Annotated in this window: 25 protein-coding genes and 4 tRNA genes; 10 read left to right on the forward strand and 19 right to left on the reverse strand. The window is 60.4% G+C overall.

Annotation, left to right across the window (positions count from 1 at the left end):
* Window positions 1–105: 105 nt before the first annotated feature.
* A tRNA-Arg gene (locus N8H74_RS28930) sits at window positions 106–182 on the reverse strand.
* Window positions 183–457: 275 nt separating this feature from the next.
* Here N8H74_RS28930 and folD point away from each other — a divergent pair.
* Window positions 458–1,312, forward strand: coding sequence for a bifunctional methylenetetrahydrofolate dehydrogenase/methenyltetrahydrofolate cyclohydrolase FolD (gene folD / locus N8H74_RS28935; protein ID WP_217830558.1), 855 nt, complete (start codon window positions 458–460; stop codon window positions 1,310–1,312).
* 230 nt (window positions 1,313–1,542) lie between these two features.
* On the forward strand, window positions 1,543–2,481 hold the full coding sequence (pbpG, locus tag N8H74_RS28940; RefSeq protein WP_217830559.1) for a D-alanyl-D-alanine endopeptidase: 939 nt from the start codon (window positions 1,543–1,545) through the stop codon (window positions 2,479–2,481).
* A gap of 54 nt (window positions 2,482–2,535) precedes the next feature.
* Here pbpG and N8H74_RS28945 read toward each other — a convergent pair whose 3' ends face one another.
* The 3 genes from N8H74_RS28945 to N8H74_RS28955 form a co-directional block, all read right to left on the reverse strand.
* Window positions 2,536–2,742: a hypothetical protein gene (locus N8H74_RS28945; protein WP_262152132.1), complete on the reverse strand. Its 207-nt coding sequence runs from the start codon at window positions 2,740–2,742 to the stop codon at window positions 2,536–2,538.
* 12 nt (window positions 2,743–2,754) lie between these two features.
* Window positions 2,755–2,961: a DUF6021 family protein gene (locus N8H74_RS28950; protein ID WP_262152134.1), complete on the reverse strand. Its 207-nt coding sequence runs from the start codon at window positions 2,959–2,961 to the stop codon at window positions 2,755–2,757.
* A 94-nt stretch (window positions 2,962–3,055) separates the two neighbouring features.
* A complete protein-coding gene (locus tag N8H74_RS28955; protein ID WP_262152136.1) occupies window positions 3,056–3,727 on the reverse strand; it encodes a peptidase C39 family protein in 672 nt (223 codons plus the stop codon).
* Between the two features lie 248 nt (window positions 3,728–3,975).
* Between N8H74_RS28955 and N8H74_RS28960 the strand changes: the two genes are divergently transcribed.
* Window positions 3,976–4,143 (forward strand): hypothetical protein, encoded by a 168-nt coding sequence (locus N8H74_RS28960; protein WP_217830563.1) that lies wholly within the window; start codon window positions 3,976–3,978, stop codon window positions 4,141–4,143.
* A 74-nt stretch (window positions 4,144–4,217) separates the two neighbouring features.
* Here N8H74_RS28960 and N8H74_RS28965 read toward each other — a convergent pair whose 3' ends face one another.
* Together N8H74_RS28965 and N8H74_RS28970 are read right to left on the reverse strand one after the other, a co-directional pair.
* Complete coding sequence (locus tag N8H74_RS28965) at window positions 4,218–4,967, reverse strand: TerC family protein (protein WP_262152139.1); 750 nt, start codon at window positions 4,965–4,967, stop codon at window positions 4,218–4,220.
* Window positions 4,968–4,996: 29 nt separating this feature from the next.
* The gene (locus N8H74_RS28970) at window positions 4,997–5,236 is read right to left on the reverse strand and encodes a hypothetical protein (protein WP_217830565.1); all 240 of its coding nucleotides are present in this window, start codon (window positions 5,234–5,236) and stop codon (window positions 4,997–4,999) included.
* 135 nt (window positions 5,237–5,371) lie between these two features.
* Between N8H74_RS28970 and nhaR the strand changes: the two genes are divergently transcribed.
* Window positions 5,372–6,271 (forward strand): transcriptional activator NhaR, encoded by a 900-nt coding sequence (gene nhaR / locus N8H74_RS28975; protein WP_262152141.1) that lies wholly within the window; start codon window positions 5,372–5,374, stop codon window positions 6,269–6,271.
* On the opposite strand, the gene N8H74_RS28980 is transcribed toward nhaR, so the two are convergent.
* Complete coding sequence (locus tag N8H74_RS28980; protein ID WP_217830567.1) at window positions 6,266–7,429, reverse strand: MFS transporter; 1,164 nt, start codon at window positions 7,427–7,429, stop codon at window positions 6,266–6,268. The genes nhaR and N8H74_RS28980 overlap by 6 nt on opposite strands.
* A 337-nt stretch (window positions 7,430–7,766) precedes the next feature.
* On the opposite strand from N8H74_RS28980, the gene sstT reads away from it, so the two are divergent.
* Window positions 7,767–8,999, forward strand: a complete 1,233-nt coding sequence (gene sstT, locus N8H74_RS28985) for a serine/threonine transporter SstT (RefSeq protein WP_262152143.1) — start codon at window positions 7,767–7,769, stop codon at window positions 8,997–8,999.
* Between the two features lie 63 nt (window positions 9,000–9,062).
* Here the strand turns inward: sstT and N8H74_RS28990 are convergent, their stop codons facing one another.
* Entirely contained in the window at window positions 9,063–9,572 is a 510-nt protein-coding gene (locus N8H74_RS28990) for a DUF1993 domain-containing protein (protein WP_217830569.1), read from the reverse strand.
* A gap of 125 nt (window positions 9,573–9,697) precedes the next feature.
* Between N8H74_RS28990 and N8H74_RS28995 the strand changes: the two genes are divergently transcribed.
* Complete coding sequence (locus N8H74_RS28995) at window positions 9,698–10,345, forward strand: DUF480 domain-containing protein (protein ID WP_262152145.1); 648 nt, start codon at window positions 9,698–9,700, stop codon at window positions 10,343–10,345.
* 58 nt (window positions 10,346–10,403) lie between these two features.
* On the opposite strand, the gene N8H74_RS29000 is transcribed toward N8H74_RS28995, so the two are convergent.
* Both N8H74_RS29000 and N8H74_RS29005 read right to left on the reverse strand, forming a co-directional pair.
* Window positions 10,404–10,922 (reverse strand): cupin domain-containing protein, encoded by a 519-nt coding sequence (locus N8H74_RS29000; RefSeq protein WP_262152147.1) that lies wholly within the window; start codon window positions 10,920–10,922, stop codon window positions 10,404–10,406.
* Window positions 10,923–11,032: 110 nt separating this feature from the next.
* Window positions 11,033–11,851: a shikimate 5-dehydrogenase gene (locus N8H74_RS29005; RefSeq protein ID WP_262152149.1), complete on the reverse strand. Its 819-nt coding sequence runs from the start codon at window positions 11,849–11,851 to the stop codon at window positions 11,033–11,035.
* Between the two features lie 253 nt (window positions 11,852–12,104).
* Between N8H74_RS29005 and N8H74_RS29010 the strand changes: the two genes are divergently transcribed.
* The 3 genes from N8H74_RS29010 to N8H74_RS29020 all read left to right on the forward strand — a co-directional run bounded on the left by N8H74_RS29010 (window position 12,105) and on the right by N8H74_RS29020 (window position 13,162).
* Window positions 12,105–12,455: a hypothetical protein gene (locus tag N8H74_RS29010; RefSeq protein WP_217830573.1), complete on the forward strand. Its 351-nt coding sequence runs from the start codon at window positions 12,105–12,107 to the stop codon at window positions 12,453–12,455.
* A gap of 227 nt (window positions 12,456–12,682) precedes the next feature.
* A complete protein-coding gene (locus N8H74_RS29015) occupies window positions 12,683–12,877 on the forward strand; it encodes a hypothetical protein (RefSeq protein WP_217830574.1) in 195 nt (64 codons plus the stop codon).
* Between the two features lie 102 nt (window positions 12,878–12,979).
* A complete protein-coding gene (locus tag N8H74_RS29020) occupies window positions 12,980–13,162 on the forward strand; it encodes a hypothetical protein (RefSeq protein WP_217830575.1) in 183 nt (60 codons plus the stop codon).
* On the opposite strand, the gene N8H74_RS29025 is transcribed toward N8H74_RS29020, so the two are convergent.
* A complete protein-coding gene (locus tag N8H74_RS29025; protein WP_217830576.1) occupies window positions 13,159–14,220 on the reverse strand; it encodes an AI-2E family transporter in 1,062 nt (353 codons plus the stop codon). The genes N8H74_RS29020 and N8H74_RS29025 overlap by 4 nt on opposite strands.
* Before the next feature lie 156 nt (window positions 14,221–14,376).
* On the opposite strand from N8H74_RS29025, the gene yegQ reads away from it, so the two are divergent.
* Window positions 14,377–15,711, forward strand: coding sequence for a tRNA 5-hydroxyuridine modification protein YegQ (gene yegQ / locus N8H74_RS29030; protein ID WP_262152151.1), 1,335 nt, complete (start codon window positions 14,377–14,379; stop codon window positions 15,709–15,711).
* 76 nt (window positions 15,712–15,787) lie between these two features.
* Here yegQ and N8H74_RS29035 read toward each other — a convergent pair whose 3' ends face one another.
* From N8H74_RS29035 to N8H74_RS29070, 8 genes are all read right to left on the reverse strand, one after another.
* The gene (locus N8H74_RS29035) at window positions 15,788–16,234 is read right to left on the reverse strand and encodes an Hsp20 family protein (protein ID WP_217830578.1); all 447 of its coding nucleotides are present in this window, start codon (window positions 16,232–16,234) and stop codon (window positions 15,788–15,790) included.
* 120 nt (window positions 16,235–16,354) lie between these two features.
* Window positions 16,355–17,314 carry a tRNA-dihydrouridine synthase gene (locus tag N8H74_RS29040; protein ID WP_217830579.1) on the reverse strand — a complete coding sequence of 320 codons (960 nt, stop codon included), beginning with the start codon at window positions 17,312–17,314 and terminating at the stop codon, window positions 16,355–16,357.
* 84 nt (window positions 17,315–17,398) lie between these two features.
* Window positions 17,399–17,848, reverse strand: coding sequence for a thioesterase family protein (locus tag N8H74_RS29045; RefSeq protein WP_262152153.1), 450 nt, complete (start codon window positions 17,846–17,848; stop codon window positions 17,399–17,401).
* 47 nt (window positions 17,849–17,895) lie between these two features.
* Window positions 17,896–18,729, reverse strand: a complete 834-nt coding sequence (locus N8H74_RS29050) for an alpha/beta fold hydrolase (protein ID WP_217830581.1) — start codon at window positions 18,727–18,729, stop codon at window positions 17,896–17,898.
* 30 nt (window positions 18,730–18,759) lie between these two features.
* Window positions 18,760–19,299, reverse strand: a complete 540-nt coding sequence (locus N8H74_RS29055) for a TetR/AcrR family transcriptional regulator (RefSeq protein ID WP_217830582.1) — start codon at window positions 19,297–19,299, stop codon at window positions 18,760–18,762.
* A 181-nt stretch (window positions 19,300–19,480) separates the two neighbouring features.
* Window positions 19,481–19,556 (reverse strand) — tRNA-Glu (locus N8H74_RS29060).
* 77 nt (window positions 19,557–19,633) lie between these two features.
* Window positions 19,634–19,709 (reverse strand) — tRNA-Ala (locus tag N8H74_RS29065).
* Between the two features lie 53 nt (window positions 19,710–19,762).
* A tRNA-Glu gene (locus tag N8H74_RS29070) sits at window positions 19,763–19,838 on the reverse strand.
* Between the last annotated feature and the right edge of the window lies 1 nt (window position 19,839).

Genomic DNA, 19,839 nt, shown 5'->3' on the forward strand with positions numbered 1-19,839 from the left:
GTGGACGATGGGGATCGAACCCACGACAACGGGAGTCACAATCCCGTGCTCTACCAACTGAGCTACGCCCACCATATCGCGTTACTTGTGCCAAAGCTGCCAGAATGGCGCACCCGGCAGGACTCGAACCTGCGACCATCCGCTTAGAAGGCGGATGCTCTATCCAGCTGAGCTACGGGCGCCTTGTTAATCTGTACCCTTGAAGGACTACAAACTAAGTGCTTTCCAGTTTTGCAGAACCTTGATTCCGCTCGACTTTCTTAACCAGTGCTAGGCTGTGCCCGACAAGTGCGACGAATAGTATAGAGCCACCTGAAGACCGTCAAATCCTTTTTAAAAAAAATTCATTTAATTAAAGGAGTTAGGGGAATTTGCAGACCAAGCGCCTTTGCCCTCACCGCCTGACATGCGAGAATGCGTTCTCTTTTTTTCCCCTCTCGATGGTTAATCACGCGCAATGACTGCACAACTAATCGACGGCAAATCGATCGCCGCCAGCCTGCGCCAGCAGATCGCCCAACGAGTTGCCGAGCGTCGCCAGCAAGGCCTGCGCACTCCCGGCCTCGCGGTGATCCTGGTCGGCAGCGATCCTGCCTCTCAGGTTTATGTCTCGCACAAGCGTAAAGACTGTGAAGAGGTAGGCTTCCTCTCTCAAGCCTACGACCTGCCCTCCGACACCACCCAGCAGGCGCTGACCGATCTGATCGATCGCCTGAACGACGACCCGGCAATCGACGGCGTCCTGCTCCAGTTGCCTCTGCCGGAACACCTGGACGCCTCCAAACTGCTGGAGCGCATTCGTCCGGACAAGGACGTTGACGGTTTCCACCCTTATAACGTCGGCCGCCTGGCCCAGCGCATTCCGCTGCTGCGCCCATGCACTCCGAAAGGCATCATGACCCTGCTGGAAAGCACCGGTGCGGACCTGTACGGGATGGACGCGGTGGTGGTCGGCGCTTCCAACATCGTCGGTCGCCCGATGGCGATGGAGCTGTTGCTGGCGGGCTGCACCGTGACCGTCACCCACCGTTTCACCAAGGATCTGGCCGGCCATGTCGGCCGTGCCGATCTGGTGGTGGTCGCCGCCGGCAAGCCGGGCCTGGTCAAGGGTGAGTGGATCAAGGAAGGCGCGATCGTGATCGACGTCGGCATCAACCGTCAGGACGACGGCAAACTGGTCGGTGACGTGGTGTACGAAACCGCCCTGCCACGCGCTGGCTGGATCACCCCGGTGCCGGGCGGCGTTGGCCCGATGACCCGCGCCTGCCTGCTCGAAAACACGCTGTACGCAGCGGAAACCCTGCACAGCTGAGTCGTGTTTTCAGCCCTGTGAGAACCCCGCCCCGTGCGGGGTTTTTCATGCCCTCGAAAAAACCTTTACCGTTCGCCGGAAACCCCTATTTTTACAGGGCTTTTCACGACTTTTTCATGCCTCGCAAACAACCATCGACAGTTCTTCATCCATACTCCTAGAATGCGTCGTTTTTACGACACAGCCCGTTACAAATAACGACATATCCAACCTTTTATGAGTTCGCCCGCGTGAATATTCGTCTCTCGATCCTGAGCCTGGTTTTTGCATTTACAGGCACACTCCTCACGCCAACGGTCAACGCCGCCGAAACCACCGCCGCCCCGCGAGATGCTTCGCAACTGAAGATCGCTTCGGGCAGCGCTCTGCTGATGGATCTGCAGACCAACAAAGTCATCTATTCGAGCAACCCGGATGTGATCGTGCCGATTGCCTCCGTGAGCAAGCTGATGACCGGCCTGGTCGTGGTCGAAGCCCGCCAGAACATGGACGAATGGATCAACGTCGATATCAGCAACACCCCGGAAATGAAAGGCGTGTTCTCCCGGGTCAAACTGAAAAGCGAACTGCCGCGTCGAGAGATGCTGCTGATCGCCCTGATGTCCTCGGAAAACCGCGCTGCCGCCAGCCTCGCTCATCACTATCCGGGCGGTTACGCCGCGTTTATCGCCGCAATGAACGCCAAGGCCAAGGCGCTGGGCATGACCAGCACGCACTTCGTGGAACCGACCGGCCTGTCGGAGCGCAACGTCTCCACCGCCCGCGACCTGAGCAAGCTGCTGATGGCGGCGCAGAAACACCCGATCCTCAGCGAGCTGACCACCACCAAGGAAAAGACCGTTTCGTTCCGCAAACCCAATTACACCCTGGGTTTTCGCAACACCGATCACCTGGTCAACAAAGCCGACTGGGACATCAAGATCACCAAAACCGGTTTCACCAACCCGGCCGGTCATTGCCTGGTACTGGTAACCAGAATGGGTAACCGCCCGGTGGCGCTGGTGATTCTTGATGCGTTCGGCAAGTACACCCATTTTGCCGATGCGAGCCGCATTCGCAGCTGGGTCGAAACCGGCCGCAGCACCAACGTGCCGGCCGTGGCTCAGCAATACAAGGCGGAGAAAAACCTCAAGGGTCGCCAGAGCGGCGTGGTCGAAGCCTCCAAGTAACGCGCGCCCCAAGCAAAAGCCCCGAACATTCGGGGCTTTTTTTCGTCTGCCGGTTCAGTCGTTGGGCAGAGGCATTTCGTCATCGTCCGGAATGCCGTCTCCGGCACCGGGGTCGCGCGAGTGTTCCGGTGTCACCACTGCCGGGCGCGCCAGCGGATCGCGCAGCGGACTGTCCGGATCCAGCACCGGATCTACCTCAGGCTCCGGCGTGGTTGGCACACTGTCAGGTTTGTGGTCGTCAAAACTCGAATCGGTACTCATGTGCACCTCACATCAAGGCTTGAGATTGCCCAGCGGGTCGTAGGGTTTGGCCGGGCGTTTACTGTCATCGTCCGGCTGGATGTCTTGCGGGGCCTTGGCCGGGCCGGTCGGGTCGACTTGCGGATCGTCCAAATCCGGAGAGTCCGGATCGAACCCAAGGTCATCGCCGCTCGAATGCTCGGACGAATGCGGACCGCTGGGAGAAGGTGGGATTGCCATGTTCGCCTCCTGGGACATGGCCCGGAAATACCGGGCACTTCTCTTTCAGAGACTCGCCATCCACCGAGGTGCCCGGCAGATGACGAACGGAGCGTCAGTGCGCGGCCAGGGCTTTCCTCGCCTGCGCCGCTTCCCGCTCCTGCCCGGCCTGCGCCAGTTCATCGGCGGCCTTGAGCCAGCGCTGCTGATCGACGGCTGCCGGAATCTGTGAAGGCTTCTGGATCAAAACCGCCCAGCCGCCCGACTTCTCGAAAGCCGACTCAAAAGCGCTGAAGCTCATCAGTTCGCGACGATTCATCCCGGCCCGCAGCAAGACCTTCTGCTTCTGCCGGTCGTAGCCGGAGAGTATCGCGTAACGGGGTTCGGCCCAGAATGCCGAACCTTCGCTGAAGCGCACCATCACCGGATAACCGGCGGCAACCTGAGTCAGCAACGCCGGCAGCCGGTTGTCCAGCGGATACACCACCATGCCGTATTCACGGGCGAGGTTCTGCATATTCTGTTGCAGCTTGTCCTCGGCACCTGGCAGATGCAGCGGCTTTTCCAGCAATCCCGGGGTAATCACGATGCCCTGCTGCGACAGCAGGCTCGCCAGTACTTGCGGCCCGCTCTGATGCGCCTCGCCCCGGTAGAAGGTGCCGCTGAGCTCGACCCGCTCCGGCAGACGCTTGACCTCCGGCGCCACGCTGCCCGCACACCCCGCCAGACTTGCGACGCAACCCGCCACCAGCAACGCCGCGCGAATCCGAGAAAATAGCTGCTCCATCTTCACTCTCTTGATCAGTTGCCGGTCATCGTGCTCCGGCTTGGCCGACGATCATAGGACGGCGCACGCCTGCGGTATAGCTTTAAACCGCAGACTCATCGACTGCATAGAGCGAACTGATTGGTCACCACCGACCTTTGGTCAATAGCCTGAAACACCTCATTGACTAGACTGTCAGTGAAACAGAGCGATTTGCGAAAAGTGTGCGCCCGAGCCAGTCCAGAGCTGCCGGGCAAAAGGAGGCACCGATGAGCCTGACCATGACCATCGTAATGTTGATTGCCGGCTGGCTGGCCGTGGCGGCCGCCATGTTGTGGGGCGTTTTGCGCATTTCCCGGCGCCACCATCACCCTGTACCACCCGCCAGAACGGAAAAACGCGAGAAGCATCCAGCGCGCCCAGCGACTGCGCACTGATTTCCTCAAACAAAAATTCCTCAAACAAAAAAAGGCCGCCTCTTCAGGCGGCCCTTTCATTTATGGGTCAGCGATCAAGCCTGCGCTGCCAGCTTCTTCTGTTTGGCGCGGCGCGACAGCATGTTCAGCACCTCGATCGCCGCCGAGAACGCCATGGCGGCATACACATAACCTTTCGGTACATGGGCACCGAAGCCTTCGGCGATCAGCGTCATGCCGATCATGATCAGGAAGCCCAGGGCGAGCATCACCACCGTCGGGTTGTCGTTGATGAATTTGGCCAGCGGATCAGCCGCCAGCAACATCACCAACACCGAAACCACTACCGCAATAATCATGATCGGCAAGTGTTCGGTCATGCCGACCGCCGTGATGATGCTGTCGATCGAGAACACCATGTCGAGCATCAGGATCTGGCCGATTGCGGCGGCGAAGCCCAGGGTCACCTGCGAGGTCACGGTCTTCGGATCATCCGGTGCCGGGTCCATGCTGTGATGGATCTCGGTCGTGGCTTTCCAGACCAGGAACAGGCCACCGGCGATCAGGATCATGTCCTTCCAGGAGAACGCCTGGCCGAGGATCTCGATGACCGGCGCGGTCAGCTGCACAATGAACGCGATGGTGCTCAACAGACCCAGACGCAGGATCAGCGCCATGCCGATACCAATGCGGCGAGCCTTCTGCCGGTGCTGCTCGGGCAGCTTGTTGGTCAGGATCGAGATAAAGATCAGGTTATCGATGCCGAGCACGATTTCCATCACCACCAGTGTGGCCAAAGCAACCCAAGCGGTGGGGCTGGCGGCGAGTTCTAACAGATATTCCATGGGTCAGTCCTGACTCTGTGTAAGACGTTTTAGATTTCCTGGGAGGACGATTCGGTTTTTTCGTCGTCTTCTTTCGGTTCTTTCTGGCTGATCAGATTGCCGGTGGCATCACTCAGTGCCTGTTCGGCAGCTTTGTGGGTGTCATCGATTGCCTGTTTGGCCGCTTCGGCCGCCTGCCCCATCAATTGCTGGGCGCTTTTTTCAGCCTGGTCACAACCGGCCAGAACCAGTAAAGACGCAAACAGCAACGCTGTGGTTTTGAGTTTCATGATGCTTCCTTCGATTGCTCAGACCGGGCCACGCAGGCCGCTTGTCGATGGCTGGGCATTCTAGAGAGGCGAACACTTCAGGAAAATTCGTATTTTTAGCGTCTATACTTCGGTTTTCACGAACTGAAGGCCGCCATGCTCAATTACCGCCAACTGCACTACTTCTGGGTCGTCGCCAAGACCGGCAGCATCGTGCGCGCCTGCGAGCAACTGAACCTGACTCCGCAAACCATCAGCGGGCAGATTTCCCTGCTGGAACAGACTTATGGCATCGAGTTGTTTCAACGCGTCGGCCGGCAACTCGAACTCACCGAAGCCGGGCGCCAGGCCCTGCCCTACGCCGAGCAGATGTTCCAGATCGGCGGCGAGCTGGAACTGATGCTCCGCGCCCAGCCCAACGAACAGCAGATCCTCTTTCGCGTCGGCGTGGCCGACGTGGTGCCCAAATCCATCGTCTATCGCCTGATCGCGCCGACCATGGAGCTGAACGAACCCCTGCGCATCACCTGTCGCGAGGACAAGCTCGAACGGTTATTGGCGGACCTGGCGATCCAGCGCCTGGACCTTGTGATCTCCGACAGCCCGATGCCTTCGCACCTGGACATCAAGGGCTACAGCCAGAAACTCGGCGAATGCGGCATCAGTTTCTTCGCCACCGCAGAACTGGCAGCGCAGTACGGGCAAGATTTCCCCCGCAGCCTGAACGGCGCGCCGCTGTTGATTCCCGGCGCGGAAACCGTGGTGCGCAGCCGTTTGCAGCGCTGGTTCGCCGAGCAGCAGATCCAGCCCAGAATCGTCGGGGAGTTCGATGATAGCGCCTTGATGCAGGCATTCGGCCAATCCGGCAGCGGGATTTTCATTGGCCCGAGCGTGATTGCCGAAGAAGTGAAGCGCCAGTACAGCGTCGAGCTGATCGGCCAGACCGACGCGGTGAGCGAGTCGTTCTATGCGATTTCGGTGGAGCGCAAGGTCAAGCACCCCGGCATCGTTGCGATTACCGAAGGTGCCCGACGCGAGCTGTTTACCGCGTTATGACGCCTCGGCGCAGTGGGCCGGCGGATTGAACGCCATCAACACCATGGCGAGGAAGATCGACAGCAGAATGAACCCGGCAGCGGCAAAACCGAGGAAGCCCAGGCCGGCGCTGTCGATCACCCGACCGCCAATCATCGCGCCCAGACCGATCCCCAGGTTCGCCCCGGCGATGTTCAGTGAGGCGGCAAAGGCCGGCGCTTGCGGCGCAGCCTTCATCAGACGGACGTGACTGACCAGGAACAACGCTGCCTGGGTCACACCCCAGATGCCCATCGCTGCCGCCAGCCCCAGCGGCGAATGGATGTTCGGCACCAGAGCGACCATGCCGGCGATCATGAACGCGCAGAACATCATCGACGCCACCAGCGGATGGCGATCCACCGCGCGCCCGCCCAGCGAGTTGCCGATCAGCCCGACCGCACCGAAGCCCATCAGGCACCAGCCGACCACCGTGCCGTTGAACCCGGCCAGGCGCTCGAGAATGTCCGCCAGATAGGTGTAAGCGGTGAACATGCCGCTGAACACCAGAATCGACAGCAGCACATGGCCGATCATCAACGGGCTGCGCAGGATCTTGAACTGCGAGCGGAAGCTGACCTGATGCTGGTGCAGGCTGGTTTTCGGCAGATAGACGAACAGCAGCAGGGCTTTGGCGAACGCGATCACCGCAAGAATCGCGAACGCACTGCGCCAGCCGAACGCATCGGAAATCAGCGTGCCGACCGGAATGCCGAACACGGTGGCGCAGACGATGCCGAAGCCGATCTTGGCGATGGCGCGGCCGGCGTAGTCCGGGCCGACGATGTCCACCGCCGTTTCGCTGGCCAGTGCCCAGAACACCGGCAAGCCCAACGCCGGGATCAGTCGGGCAAACGCCATGACCCAGATGTTCGGCGCCAATGCCGCCACGGTATTCGCCAGACCGAACATGATCAGGATCGTGATGAACAGCCTGCGCCGTTCGAAGCGGGCGAAATACGCAGTCAGGAACGGGCCGAACATCGCCACGGTGAACGCGAACAATGTCACCAGCAAACCGGCCTGGGGAATGGTGACTTCCAGGTCGCGGGCGATCGCCGGCAGCAGGCCGACGATGATGAATTCCGTGGTCAGCACCGTGAACCCGGCGGCGGACAGCAGAAGGATGGGCAACAGCATGGGAAACTCCAGCAAAACGACGACACCAGCGATGACCCGGAGGCCCGCTGGCAGAACTTGAAAATAAGGATGCGCGATCTTAACAGAGAGTTCCCGGACTGACTTGCACAAACCTGTCTATCTTGCCCGACGCTCGGGCGGCAGATCGTCACACGTCTGAAGGATAAAGCCTGCGCTGTGATAAAGTCCGCGCCCTGCAAAACGTACACCCTGTTCAACGCGCTGTTTCATGGCGTTGATTGCGCGTCAGCCCCTTCGGTTCGTACCTGTGGCCTGCCCCCGATTTACCACCGGTTTCACGCAACCTTGCACCCTATAAAAAGTCAGAGATGCCGTTATGACCGCTTCATCCCCTTCTCTATTGCACCGCCTGAAAAACCTCAGCCTGGTCACGCAGATCCTGATCGGCCTGATTGCCGGTATCGCCCTGGCGCTGTTCGCCCCGGACGCGGCGAAAGGCACTGCGTTTATCGGCAAGGTGTTCGTCTCGGCCCTGAAAGCCGTGGCACCGATCCTGGTGTTCGTACTGGTGATGGCCTCGATTGCCAACCACAAGCACGGCCAGGAAACCCATATCCGACCGATCCTGTTCCTGTATTTGCTGGGCACCTTCGGTGCGGCGGTCGTGGCCGTCGTTGCCAGCACGATGTTCCCGTCGAGCCTGGTACTGTCCACCGACAACGTCGCGGTGACGGCACCGGGCGGCATCGGCGAAGTCCTGCAAAGCCTGTTGCTGAGCGTGGTCGACAACCCGGTGAGCGCCCTGATGAACGCCAACTTCATCGGCATTCTGGCCTGGGCGATCGGCATGGGCGTCGCGATTCGCCATGCCGGCGACACCACCCGCGAAGTCGTCAGCGACCTGTCCAACGGCGTGACGCTGATCGTGCGCGTCGTGATCCGCTTTGCGCCGCTGGGGATTTTCGGCCTGGTGGCTTCGACCCTCGCCACCTCCGGTTTCGGCGCACTGGTCGGCTACGCACACCTGCTGGCGGTGCTGCTCGGCTGCATGTTGTTCGTGGCGCTGGTGATGAACCCGCTGATCGTGTTCTGGAAACTACGCCGCAACCCATACCCGCTGACGCTCAAATGCCTGCGCGAAAGCGGCATCACCGCGTTTTTCACCCGCAGTTCGGCGGCGAACATTCCGGTCAACCTGGAACTGAGCAAGCGCCTGGGCCTGCATGAAGACACGTATTCGGTGTCGATCCCGCTCGGTGCCACCATCAACATGGCCGGCGCCTCGATCACCATCACCGTGCTGACCCTGGCGGCGGTGCACACCCTGGGCATTGCCGTGGACATTCCGACCGCCATCCTGCTCAGCGTGGTCGCGGCAATCTGCGCCTGCGGTGCGTCGGGAGTGGCGGGTGGTTCGCTGTTGCTGATTCCGCTGGCGTGCAGCCTGTTTGGCATTCCGAGCGAGATCGCCATGCAGGTGGTCGCGGTGGGCTTCATCATCGGGGTGTTGCAGGATTCGGCCGAGACGGCGTTGAACTCGTCGACTGACGTCCTGTTTACCGCCGCGGCCTGCCTGGGCGAAGAACAGAAAACCCAGCGTCCGGCGTAAATACCGCGAACAAAAAGCCCGCCAAGGCGCAAACCTTGGCGGGCTTTTTCGTTACCGGGTGTTTTAGAACGCGCCCATGTAATCGCGCTTGCCCACTTCAACGCCGTTGTGACGCAGCAGCGCGTAAGCAGTGGTGACATGGAAGAAGAACTGCGGCAGGCCGTAGGTCAGCAGGTAGGCCTGGCCGGTGAAGCGCTTCTCTTTCGGAGTGCCTGGACGGGTGACGATTTCGATGCCTTCCTTGCCATTGATCTGCTCTGGCTTGATCTCGCCGATGAAGGCCAGGACCTTGCTCAGCAGAGCCTGCAGGTCAGCGAAAGTGGTTTCGCTGTCGTCGTACTTCGGCACTTCGACTTCAGCCAGACGCGCCGACACGCCTTTGGCGAAGTCCACGGCGATCTGCACCTGACGCACCAGCTGGAACATGTCCGGGAACAGACGGGCTTGCAGGAAGGCGTTCGGGTCGATGTTTTTTTCGGTGGCGTGGGCTTCAGCCTTTTTCAGCACATCGCTCAGCGCAGTGAGCATTTGTTGGAAAACCGGGACGGATGCGGCGTACAGGGAGATGGTCATGACAGTCTCGCGTGGTGGCTGGGTGGAACATGCCGGCGATTATAGCCATGCTTGATGACCGCATGGCTTGCCTTTTGTTTGGCAAGGATTAGGCTAGGCGCCTTCGACTGCAGAGGGAACGCGCGATGACCACAGAACTTGAAGCAACCTTCGACGAACCACGGCTAAATACCACGGAAATCCGCATTCTGGGTTCGCTGATCGAGAAACAGGCCACCAGCCCGGAAACCTATCCGTTGACCCTCAACGCACTGGTGCTGGCCTGCAACCAGAAGACCAGCCGCGAACCGGTGATGAACCTGACCCAGGGCCAGGTGGGCCAAAGCCTGCGCGCCCTCGAGGGCCGAGGTTTTGCCAGACTGGTGATGGGCAGCCGCGCCGACCGCTGGGAACACAAGGTCGACAAGGCGCTGGAACTGGTGCCGGCGCAACTGATCCTGACCGGTCTGATGTTTTTGCGCGGGCCGCAGACCGTCAACGAACTGCTGACCCGCAGTGGTCGCATGCATGAGTTTGAAGACGCCGAACAGGTGGTGCATCAACTGGAACGCCTGATTGGCCGAGGGCTGGCGGTGCTGATTCCGCGTCAGGCCGGCCAGCGCGAGGATCGCTACACCCACGCGCTGGGCGATCCGGCGGATATCGAGGCAATTCTGGCGGCGCGACAGCATCCCCAGGAACGCAGTGGCGGCAGCGGTGTTTCGGTCGAACGGATCGAAGAGCTGGAGGCGCGGATTGCGGCGCTGGAAGAGCGTCTGGCCCGTCTCGAATAATGTGCCGGTCTTGTGGGCGCGGGCGTGCCCGCGCCCACAGATCCTCGATCAGCCTTGGCTACTCGCCATCCCAGTAATCCACCCCGTCCGCCTGTCGCGCCACCGCGACAAAGCCTGACGCGTTGCCCTCGGCATCGACTTTGAAGTTGTCCATCACCGCATACTTGTTGGAATCGGGATACTCGCAAATGTCCGGTTGCTGCTGGGTGCTGACCGCCAGATAACGCAGCTCCGCCGCACTGGTGTTGATGATCTGGTGCGCGGTTTCCGGGCCGCCCGGCGGGCAGGCGATCACGTCCCCGGCGCGGATCGGAAAGCGCTCGGCACCGAGGCGCACCTCCCCTTCTCCAGCCACCACGTAGAACATTTCCTCATTGACCCGATGGCTGTGGAACGGACTGCCGCGCATGCCCGGTGGCAGCGCGTAGAGCCGATAACCGAGCTTCTGCGCGCCCAGTTGCTGACCGACCCGGGCCATGCGCTGCTGATAACGGCCAGCGGTTTCACCCTCCGGGGCCAGAGCTTCGGGCAACGATTCGAGTTCGACCTGATGCAGGTTGAGAATGGGCGGCTTCATACGGTCCTCATCGCGGTTTTGACGGTGGGCAAGTCTGCGCTTGCTGGCGATGCAGTATAGATGCCTGTGGGAGCGGGCTCGCTCGCGAAGCGGCCCGCCGAATCACCCGATCAACTGCGCGCAAACGCCACTGCCGCCTCAAACTGCTCCACGGTCGGCCGCACGCCGGTGTACAGGACAAACTGCTCCAGCGCCTGAATGGCGATCACTTCCAGCCCGGTGATCACTCGCTTGCCTTCGGCCCGGCCACGCACGATCAGCGGGGTTTCCGAGGGAATCGCCACCACATCGAACACCGTGTCTGCCGACCTGATCACCCCTGGTTCGAACGCCAGTTGCCCGGCCTCCGGCCCGCCGTCCATGCCGACCGGGGTGACATTGATCAGCATTTGCGGGCGCTCTTCACCCAGATCTGCCTGCCAGCGGTAACCCAGGGAGTCCGCCAGCGCCCTGCCGGCGCGCTCGTTGCGCGCCACGATCAGACCTTTTTTGTAGCCACCATCGCGCAACGCACTGGCCACGGCTTTGGCCATGCCGCCGCTGCCGCGCAGGGCGAAGGTCGACTCCAGCGGCACGGCGTGGGTTTCCAGCAATTGCGCGATGGCAATGTAGTCGGTGTTGTAGGCCTTGAGATGGCCGTGGGTATTGACGATGGTGTTGATCGACTGGATCGCCGCCGCCGACGCATCCAGTTCATCAACCAGCGCAATGCTGGCCTCCTTGAACGGCATCGATACCCCGCAACCACGAATGCCCAGGGCACGAATCCCGCCCACGGCACCGGGCAGGTCCTGACTGCTGAAGGCCTTGTAATAGAAGTTCAGGCCCAGTTGCTCATACAAATGATTATGAAAGCGCAGGCCGAAATTCCCGGGACGCCCAGACAGGGACATGCACAATTGGGTGTCTTTGTTGGGATTCATCTGCATGGGGATCTCCTCGAATGCACTTTCGGATGGACGGGATTAGCCAGACCATCAGGTTCTGAACGATCATACGGCGGTCTAACACGGGCATCACAGGCAATGCCCGGCAGCCGGTAAGGAAGCCGGTACAGACCTTACACAAAATTTACCCAGCCGCTGTGCTGATTTTCAGAATTTCGTTGTCATAGAGGTATCCCCGCGCCATCCCGCGCCTGTTGCAGGCCGGACGCCCGGGTCGAAGAACCGAGGATTTATCATGATTCGTAAACTCCCCATCGTGGCCTTGTTGATTGGTGCATTCGCGGTCACAGGTCAGGCAGAAGCCCATGGCGGTGGCTGGCAGGGTCCGGCGGTGTTTGGTGCGATCGTCGGCTCGGCCATCATCGGCTCGGCGCTCATCAACCAGGACCGACCGGTCTATGTGCAACAGCCTGTTTACGCTCAGCCGCAACCGGTTTACGTACAACAGCCGCCACCACCGGTCTATTACCAACCGGCGCCGGTGTACGTTCAACAACCGGTTTACGTGGCACCGGCTCCGGTTTATTACGGCCCGCCCCGTGGCTACTACGGTCGGCCGCACTACTACGGTGGCCCGCGCTGGTAACCGAAACAAAGCCCCGCTTTTCAGCGGGGCTTTTTCATGGCCGTCCGTCGGCCAGAGTCTGAAAAAATCTCGTCAAGGTCGCTGTGGGGACAGTTTGTGCCGATAAAGTCGGCATGATGAATTGACCGTTGGGGGCAACACACAAAACGGTCATTTATTTGTCATGACGGAGCCGCAATCTGAATCCGTCCGTAAACAACAGGTTGATAACAACAAGGACGACTCGAATGCCTACACAAAATCCGCACCGAATTGTCGGTTTATGCACCTCAAGCAAGGTGTACAACGCGTTGACCGAACTCAAGCATCTGGAAGGCCACCGCAGCGCCAAGTTTCTTTCGCTGCTGGCCGAGAACCTGGTGCGCAAGGGTTTGCTCAACGAGCATGAAATCGTGCACATGCTCGATCAAGTGGTCGATTGAAACGGCGCTCAATGGCGTCAATGACCACTATCGAGAACGTTGATTTCTGATAAGTCCCGCGAGTCCTTAAGGTAGCTCCATAGATTGATGGAGGTACTTGTCATGGCTCAGGTTCAAATCATGTCCGTTATTGGCAGCGCGGTTCCCGCAGCGCTCAGAGCCTCGGGGTTGCTTGCCTGCTGGTATCTGGTGCGCGATGGCGAGCCGATCAGCGGCCCGCTCACTTCATTGCCAGCCGCTCAGGCCTTGTCGCAGAAGATCGTCAACACCCCGTTCCAGGCCTAAGGCAGCTGCACTTTCGGCCGGGTTTCGACGAACAGCGCCCAGCTCGACATGAACAGCGCCGCAATCAGCGGCCCGATCACAAAACCGTTCAGACCGAACACCGCCAGACCGCCCAGGGTCGAAATCAGGATCATGTAGTCGGGCATTTTGGTGTCTTTGCCGACCAGCACCGGTCGCAGCACGTTATCCACCAGACCGATCACAAACACCCCGAACAACCCCAGCACCACGCCTTGCCAGATCATCCCGCTGAGCAGGAAATAGACCGCCACCGGCCCCCAGACAATCCCCGCGCCGACTGCCGGCAACAGCGACAGAAACGCCATCAGCACCGCCCACAGCAGTGCGCTGGGAATATCGAGAAACCAGAAAATCGCCCCGCCCAACGCACCCTGCGTAATCGCCACCACCAGATTGCCCTTCACCGTCGCCCGCACCACCCGATTGAACTTGAGCTGCAAACGACGCTTGTGATGCTCCTCCAGAGGCACCGCCGTGCGCACCTTGCGCGCCAGCTCGGCGCCATCGCGCAGGAAGAAAAACAGCAGGTACAGCATGATGAAAAAACTCACCACGAACTCGAACGTGCCCTGACCGAAACTGAACGCCTGAGTCGCCAGCACCTGGCTGCCCTGCATCGCCGCCTTGACGATTTTCTCGCGCAACGCGTCGAGTTCTCCTACACCAAAACGATCGAGCAGATGCTGGAAAAACGGCGGCAGACTGTGTTTGAACTGCGCCAGGTAAGCGGCGATGTCCAACTCGCCGCTTTCAATGTTCTTGTAGACCGTCGCCCCTTCCTGCACCAGCAGCACGCTGATGACGATCACCGGCAGGATCGCGATCACCAGACAGATGCTCAACGTACACAGCGACGTCAGATTGCGCTGCCAGCCGAACTTCTGTTGCATCCGCCGCTGCAGTGGCGCGAAAAGGATGCCGAGAATCACCGCCCAGAACACTGCGCCGTAGAACGGCAGCAGGATCCAGATGAAGGCGACCGTCACCAGTACCAGCAGCACCGTGAGGGATTTGAATTGCAGACTCTTTTGATTCATGTCCAGTCCATGTCAGTCAGGCGCCCCGCGCACCCGCCCAACTTAGTCAGCCCGCACCCGCGCGAGTGCCATCTTTGTTCATGGAGCATAGATCCAGATCAATGAAGCCTGGCCGCGACTGGTCTACCCTGCCGCGCTTTTGCGACCGACGCCGCCATGACCCTCACCTCTCCCCTTGCCGCTCCGGAATTGCTGGCGCCTGCCGGCACCCTGAAAAACATGCGTTACGCCTTCGCCTACGGCGCCGATGCGGTTTACGCCGGGCAGCCGCGCTACAGCCTGCGCGTACGCAACAACGAATTCGACCACGCCAACCTGGCCCTCGGCATTCGCGAAGCCCAGGCGCAGGGCAAGCGCTTCTACGTGGTGGTCAACATCGCGCCGCACAACGCCAAGCTCAAGACCTTCCTCAAGGATCTGGCGCCAGTGATCGACATGGCGCCGGACGCGCTGATCATGTCCGACCCGGGATTGATCATGCTGGTACGCCGGCATTTTCCGCAGATGCCGATCCACCTTTCGGTGCAGGCCAACACCGTGAACTGGGCCAGCGTCGAGTTCTGGCAGCAGCAAGGGCTGAGCCGGATCATCCTGTCGCGGGAATTGTCGCTGGAAGAGATCGGTGAAATCCGCGATCAGGTGCCGGGCATGGAGCTGGAAGTGTTCGTTCACGGCGCGTTGTGCATGGCCTACTCCGGGCGTTGCCTGTTGTCGGGCTACATGAACAAGCGTGACGCCAATCAGGGCACCTGCACCAACGCCTGTCGCTGGAAATACACGGCCAAGGAGGCCACGGAAAACCAGCTCGGCGAGATCGTACAGACCTATGAGCCCGAACCGACCCTCGGCATCGGCGCGCCGACCGATCAAGTGTTCCTGCTGCAGGAAGCCAACCGCCCCGACGAACTGATGCCGGCCTTCGAGGACGAGCACGGCACTTACATCATGAACGCCAAGGATCTGCGCGCCGTGCAACACGTCGAACGCCTGACCCGCATGGGCGTGCATTCACTGAAGATCGAAGGCCGTACCAAATCGCACTTCTATTGCGCACGCACCACCCAGGTCTACCGCCGGGCCATCGACGACGCCGTGGCCGGGCGCGAGTTTGATCGCAGCCTGATGAACGATCTGGAATCCCTGGCCCAACGGGGTTACACCGAAGGTTTTCTGCGCCGACACGTCCACGACGAATACCAGAACTACCAGAACGGCAGCTCGGTGTCGGAGCGTCAGCAGTTCGTTGGCGAATTGACCGGCGAGCGGCGGGATCGCCTGGCCGAGGTCAAGGTGAAAAACCGTTTTGCCGTGGGCGATCATCTGGAGCTGATGACCCCCAAGGGCAATTTCCACTTCGATCTGCAACACCTGCACAACCTCAAGGGCGAGGCCATCGACGTGGCGCCGGGCGACGGGCATACCGTGTATTTGCCGATTCCGGATGCGGTGGATTTGCGCTTCGGTTTGTTGATGCGGGACTTGAATGCCTGAATCCCGCACATAAAAAATCCGATGCCATGACGGCATCGGATTTTTTTACCGGTCACTCAAGGTCGAACAATCGACCTCAGTGCTGGATGGCCGGCTTCTGCGCTCCGTTGATTGGAATGCGCTTGGCTTTCGCCTCTTCCGGGATCACACGCAACAGGTCGATGCTCAGCAGACCGTTGCTCAGGCCGGCTGCCTTGATCTCGATGTGATCGGCCAGACGGAAGGACAGCTTGAATGCACGCTGGGCGATGCCCTGGTGCAGGAAAGTGACGCCTTCGTTGGCATCACGCTTGCCGCCACTGATGGTCAGCACACCTTTTTCGACTTGCAGTTCCAGGTCTTCTTCCTGGAATCCGGCCGCCGCCACGACGATGCGGTATTGGTCGTCACCGTGCTTTTCGACGTTGTAGGGCGGGTAGGTGCTGCCTGGCTCGTTGCGCAGAGCGGTTTCGAACAGGTCGTTGAAACGGTCGAAACCTACCGAGGAACGGAACAGTGGAGCGAGGGAAAATGCAGTACTCATGGTTCAAATCTCCTGAAAACAATCAGCAAGGTTTTTTATCTCCGCGACCCGAATTCGGCATCGCGTAACCCTTAGATAGGGACCGCTGATTTGATTTCAAGAGATTATTTGCAGATTTTTTCAGGCCGCTTCGGCCACCGGCAACCCCAGCAGACGCGACACCTGGTCCGGCTCGGTCTCACGACGCAGCACGGTGAACAGCTCGGTGGCTTCCGGATAATTGCGGGTCAGCATCGCCAGCCATTGCTTCAGGCGACCCGGCGATTGACGTGCAGTCATCTGCGCCTTGGCCTGCAACCAGAAGTCCTGGATCAGCGGCAGCAGCTCGGCCCAGGTCATCTCGACCACCTCTTCCCCGGCTCGCGCGGCGGCAATCTGCCGGGCCAGATCCGGACGCGAAACCAGACCGCGCCCGAGCATGATGTCTTCCACACCGCTGATTTCGCGGCAGCGGCGCCAGTCTTCGACACTCCAGATATCGCCGTTGGCGAACACCGGCACCTTGACCACGTCCTGCACGCGCGGAATCCACTCCCAGTGGGCCGGTGGCTTGTAGCCATCGACCTTGGTACGGGCGTGGACAACGATGTGCTCGGCGCCCCCTTCAGCCAGGGCGGTGGCACAAACCAGCGATCCGTCCGGGCTGTCGAACCCCAGGCGCATCTTGGCTGTGACCGGGATATGCGCCGGCACGGCACGCCGGACATGCTCGACGATCTGGTTGAGCAGTTCCGGCTCCTTGAGCAGCACCGCCCCGCCACGGGACTTGTTGACGGTCTTGGCCGGGCAACCGAAGTTAAGGTCGATGACCTCGGAACCCAGTTCACAGGCCAGCGCCGCGTTTTCCGCCAGACAGACCGGATCCGAGCCGAGCAGTTGCACACGCAGCGGCACGCCGGACGCGGTGCGGGCACCGTTGAGTAGCTCCGGGCCGAACTTGTGGAAGTACGCCGGAGTGAGCAACTGATCGTTGACTCGAATGAATTCGGTGACGCACCAATCGATGCCGCCAACCCGGGTCAGCACGTCACGAAGGATGTCGTCGACTAACCCCTCCATAGGCGCCAGAGCAATTTGCATGGGGAAAACACTACTCAAGGAAAAAACGTGCGGCAGTTTACTGGATTATTGAGGGATTCTGCAGACATCACTGAACCCCGGCGGTCAGCTTTGCAGGCATTCCTGCGTTTGAATCGCCGGGCCATAGCCGTCGATGAACTCGGCCGGCATGCGCTTGGGCCTGCCGGTGGACAGTTCGATGCAGACAAACGTGGTTTGCGCGCGCAGCAGCGTGGTGTTGTCGCTGGGACGGATCAACTGGAAATGCCGGGTCATTCTCAGGCGCTGATCCCAATCGACGATCCAGGTCGCCAATTGCAGCTCGTCGCCTTCGTAGGCGGCCGCCAGGTAATCGATTTCATGACGCACCACCGCCATCGCCCGATCCAGGCGCCGGTACTCGACCAGATCCAGACCCAGCCGCTGTGAGTGGCGCCAGGCGCAGCGTTCGAGCCAGGTCACGTAAACCGCATTGTTCGCGTGCCCCAGCCCGTCGATGTCCTCGGCGCCTACTTGCAGATCAATGGTAAACGGTGTTGCCCGATCCCAGCTCATGCCCCACTCCCGGTCAGATAATTCAACCGGGGCAGTGTAACGGAAGCTCAGGCCGATTGCCGCGCCTGCAAACTGCGCCCGGCCAACAGCGATAACACGCCATCAATGACCCGGGGATCGGCCAGCACACGCTGATGACCACCGTCCGCCAGGCGCAGGAGGCGACTGTCGAACCAGGCTTCGTGGATCAGTTGGGATTCTTTGACCGAAACGAATTTATCGTCCTCGGCATGCACGATCAGGCCCGGCATATCCAGTTGATAATGCGCGACATCAAGGGTCGCGGCGCGCATGCCGACATCGTTCTCGACCTGACGAATGAACGCGGAACGCGCCCTCGGCGGCATCCCGACGTAGCGGGCAAAGCCACGCAGCACCCCGAGAATGCGCGCCGGCGCGGCGATGCTCACCAGGGTTTCAGTGCGCAACCCCAATTGCACCGCGAGCATGGCGCTGGCGCCGCCCATGGAGTGACCGATGACCGCTTGCAGCGGCGGCAATTCGGCGGCGGCTTCGAGCATGGCCCGGGCGAACAACACGACGTTGGCCTCACGCCCCGGCGAACGACCGTGGGCCGGTCCATCGAGCGCGACGACAGTGTAGCCGGCCTCGACCAGAGCGCTGATCAACGCGGCGAACTGGGTTGGGCGCCCTTCCCATCCGTGCATCAGCAACACGGTCGGGCCTTGTCCCCAGCGCAATGCCGAAAGGCCGAAGCGCAGGGTGATTCGTTCGGACTTTGCCAGCAGCGGCAACTCCCAGTCCCTCGGAGGCAGCTCGCGCGGCGTCATGAACGCCAGACGCATCTTGCTCGCCACCAGTTTCGGTGCAAACCAGCCCAAGGTGCCATTAACGCCGCGAACCCACTTCAACGTACCCATCGCACTCTCCTCAGGCCTGTCGCCTTCAGCTCAACGCACCGCCGACTTGGCGGCGCGCAGCAATCGATCGGACAAATCACCCGGCCCCAACGCCCTCGCGAGCGCCAGGCCACCTACCATCAAGGCCATGTCGGCCAACGCTTTATCGATGTCTTCGGGGCTTGCAGCCAACTGTGCGGTCATCAGCTCCACGTGCTCGTTCAGCGCGATACGGAACGTTTCCGGCAACCGTCCAAGCTCGCCGATGGAGGCCGGGATCGGACATGCCGCATCGCTGGAGTCACGATGCTTGCGCGACAGGTAGAACGCGGCGACCAGTGCACGACGTTCTTCGCCGGTCAACTCGGTGTCCATGTCGTCAATCAGGTCGCGACGCCGACTCAGCAATTGCGTGAACGCCTCAAGCATCATCGCGTCCTTGCTTTCGAAGTGTGCGTAGAAGCCACCGACGGTCAGGCCGGCTGCGCCCATCACTTCGCCCACGCTCGGCTCGGCCGGGCCACGCTGAATCAGTGCGGCACTGGCAGCCTTGAGGATGCGTTCACGGGTTTGAGCTTTCTTGTCGTTCATCGTCGCCTCCGAATATTACGATTAGAATATTATTCTCATAATAATATTCTGCAAGTCATGAATTTGACCGTTGGTCTGAAGCACAGTGTAAGGAAAAAGGAGATTTGGCCAAACGCCAGACAAACAAAAGGGCCATTCAATAATTGAATGACCCTTAAAAATCCCGCAGTGCGGGTAATCGTGGCGTCCCCTAGGGGACTCGAACCCCTGTTACCGCCGTGAAAGGGCGGTGTCCTAGGCCACTAGACGAAGGGGACGCAAACCCTTCTACAACTGATCAGTGCTGAGTGCTGATCGCTTCAAGGCCGGTGTGGCCAGACCTTGAAGTGTAAATTGGTGGAGCTAGACGGGATCGAACCGTCGACCTCTTGCATGCCATGCAAGCGCTCTCCCAGCTGAGCTATAGCCCCGGATTTTTCGCCTCGCGGCGGAGCGACATCTTGTAACATCGCTTCTGTAAAACTGGCGTCCCCTAGGGGACTCGAACCCCTGTTACCGCCGTGAAAGGGCGGTGTCCTAGGCCACTAGACGAAGGGGACG

Origin of the sequence: Pseudomonas sp. B2M1-30 (genome assembly GCF_025447575.1) — a bacterium.
In the GTDB taxonomy this organism is placed as follows: domain Bacteria; phylum Pseudomonadota; class Gammaproteobacteria; order Pseudomonadales; family Pseudomonadaceae; genus Aquipseudomonas; species Aquipseudomonas botevensis.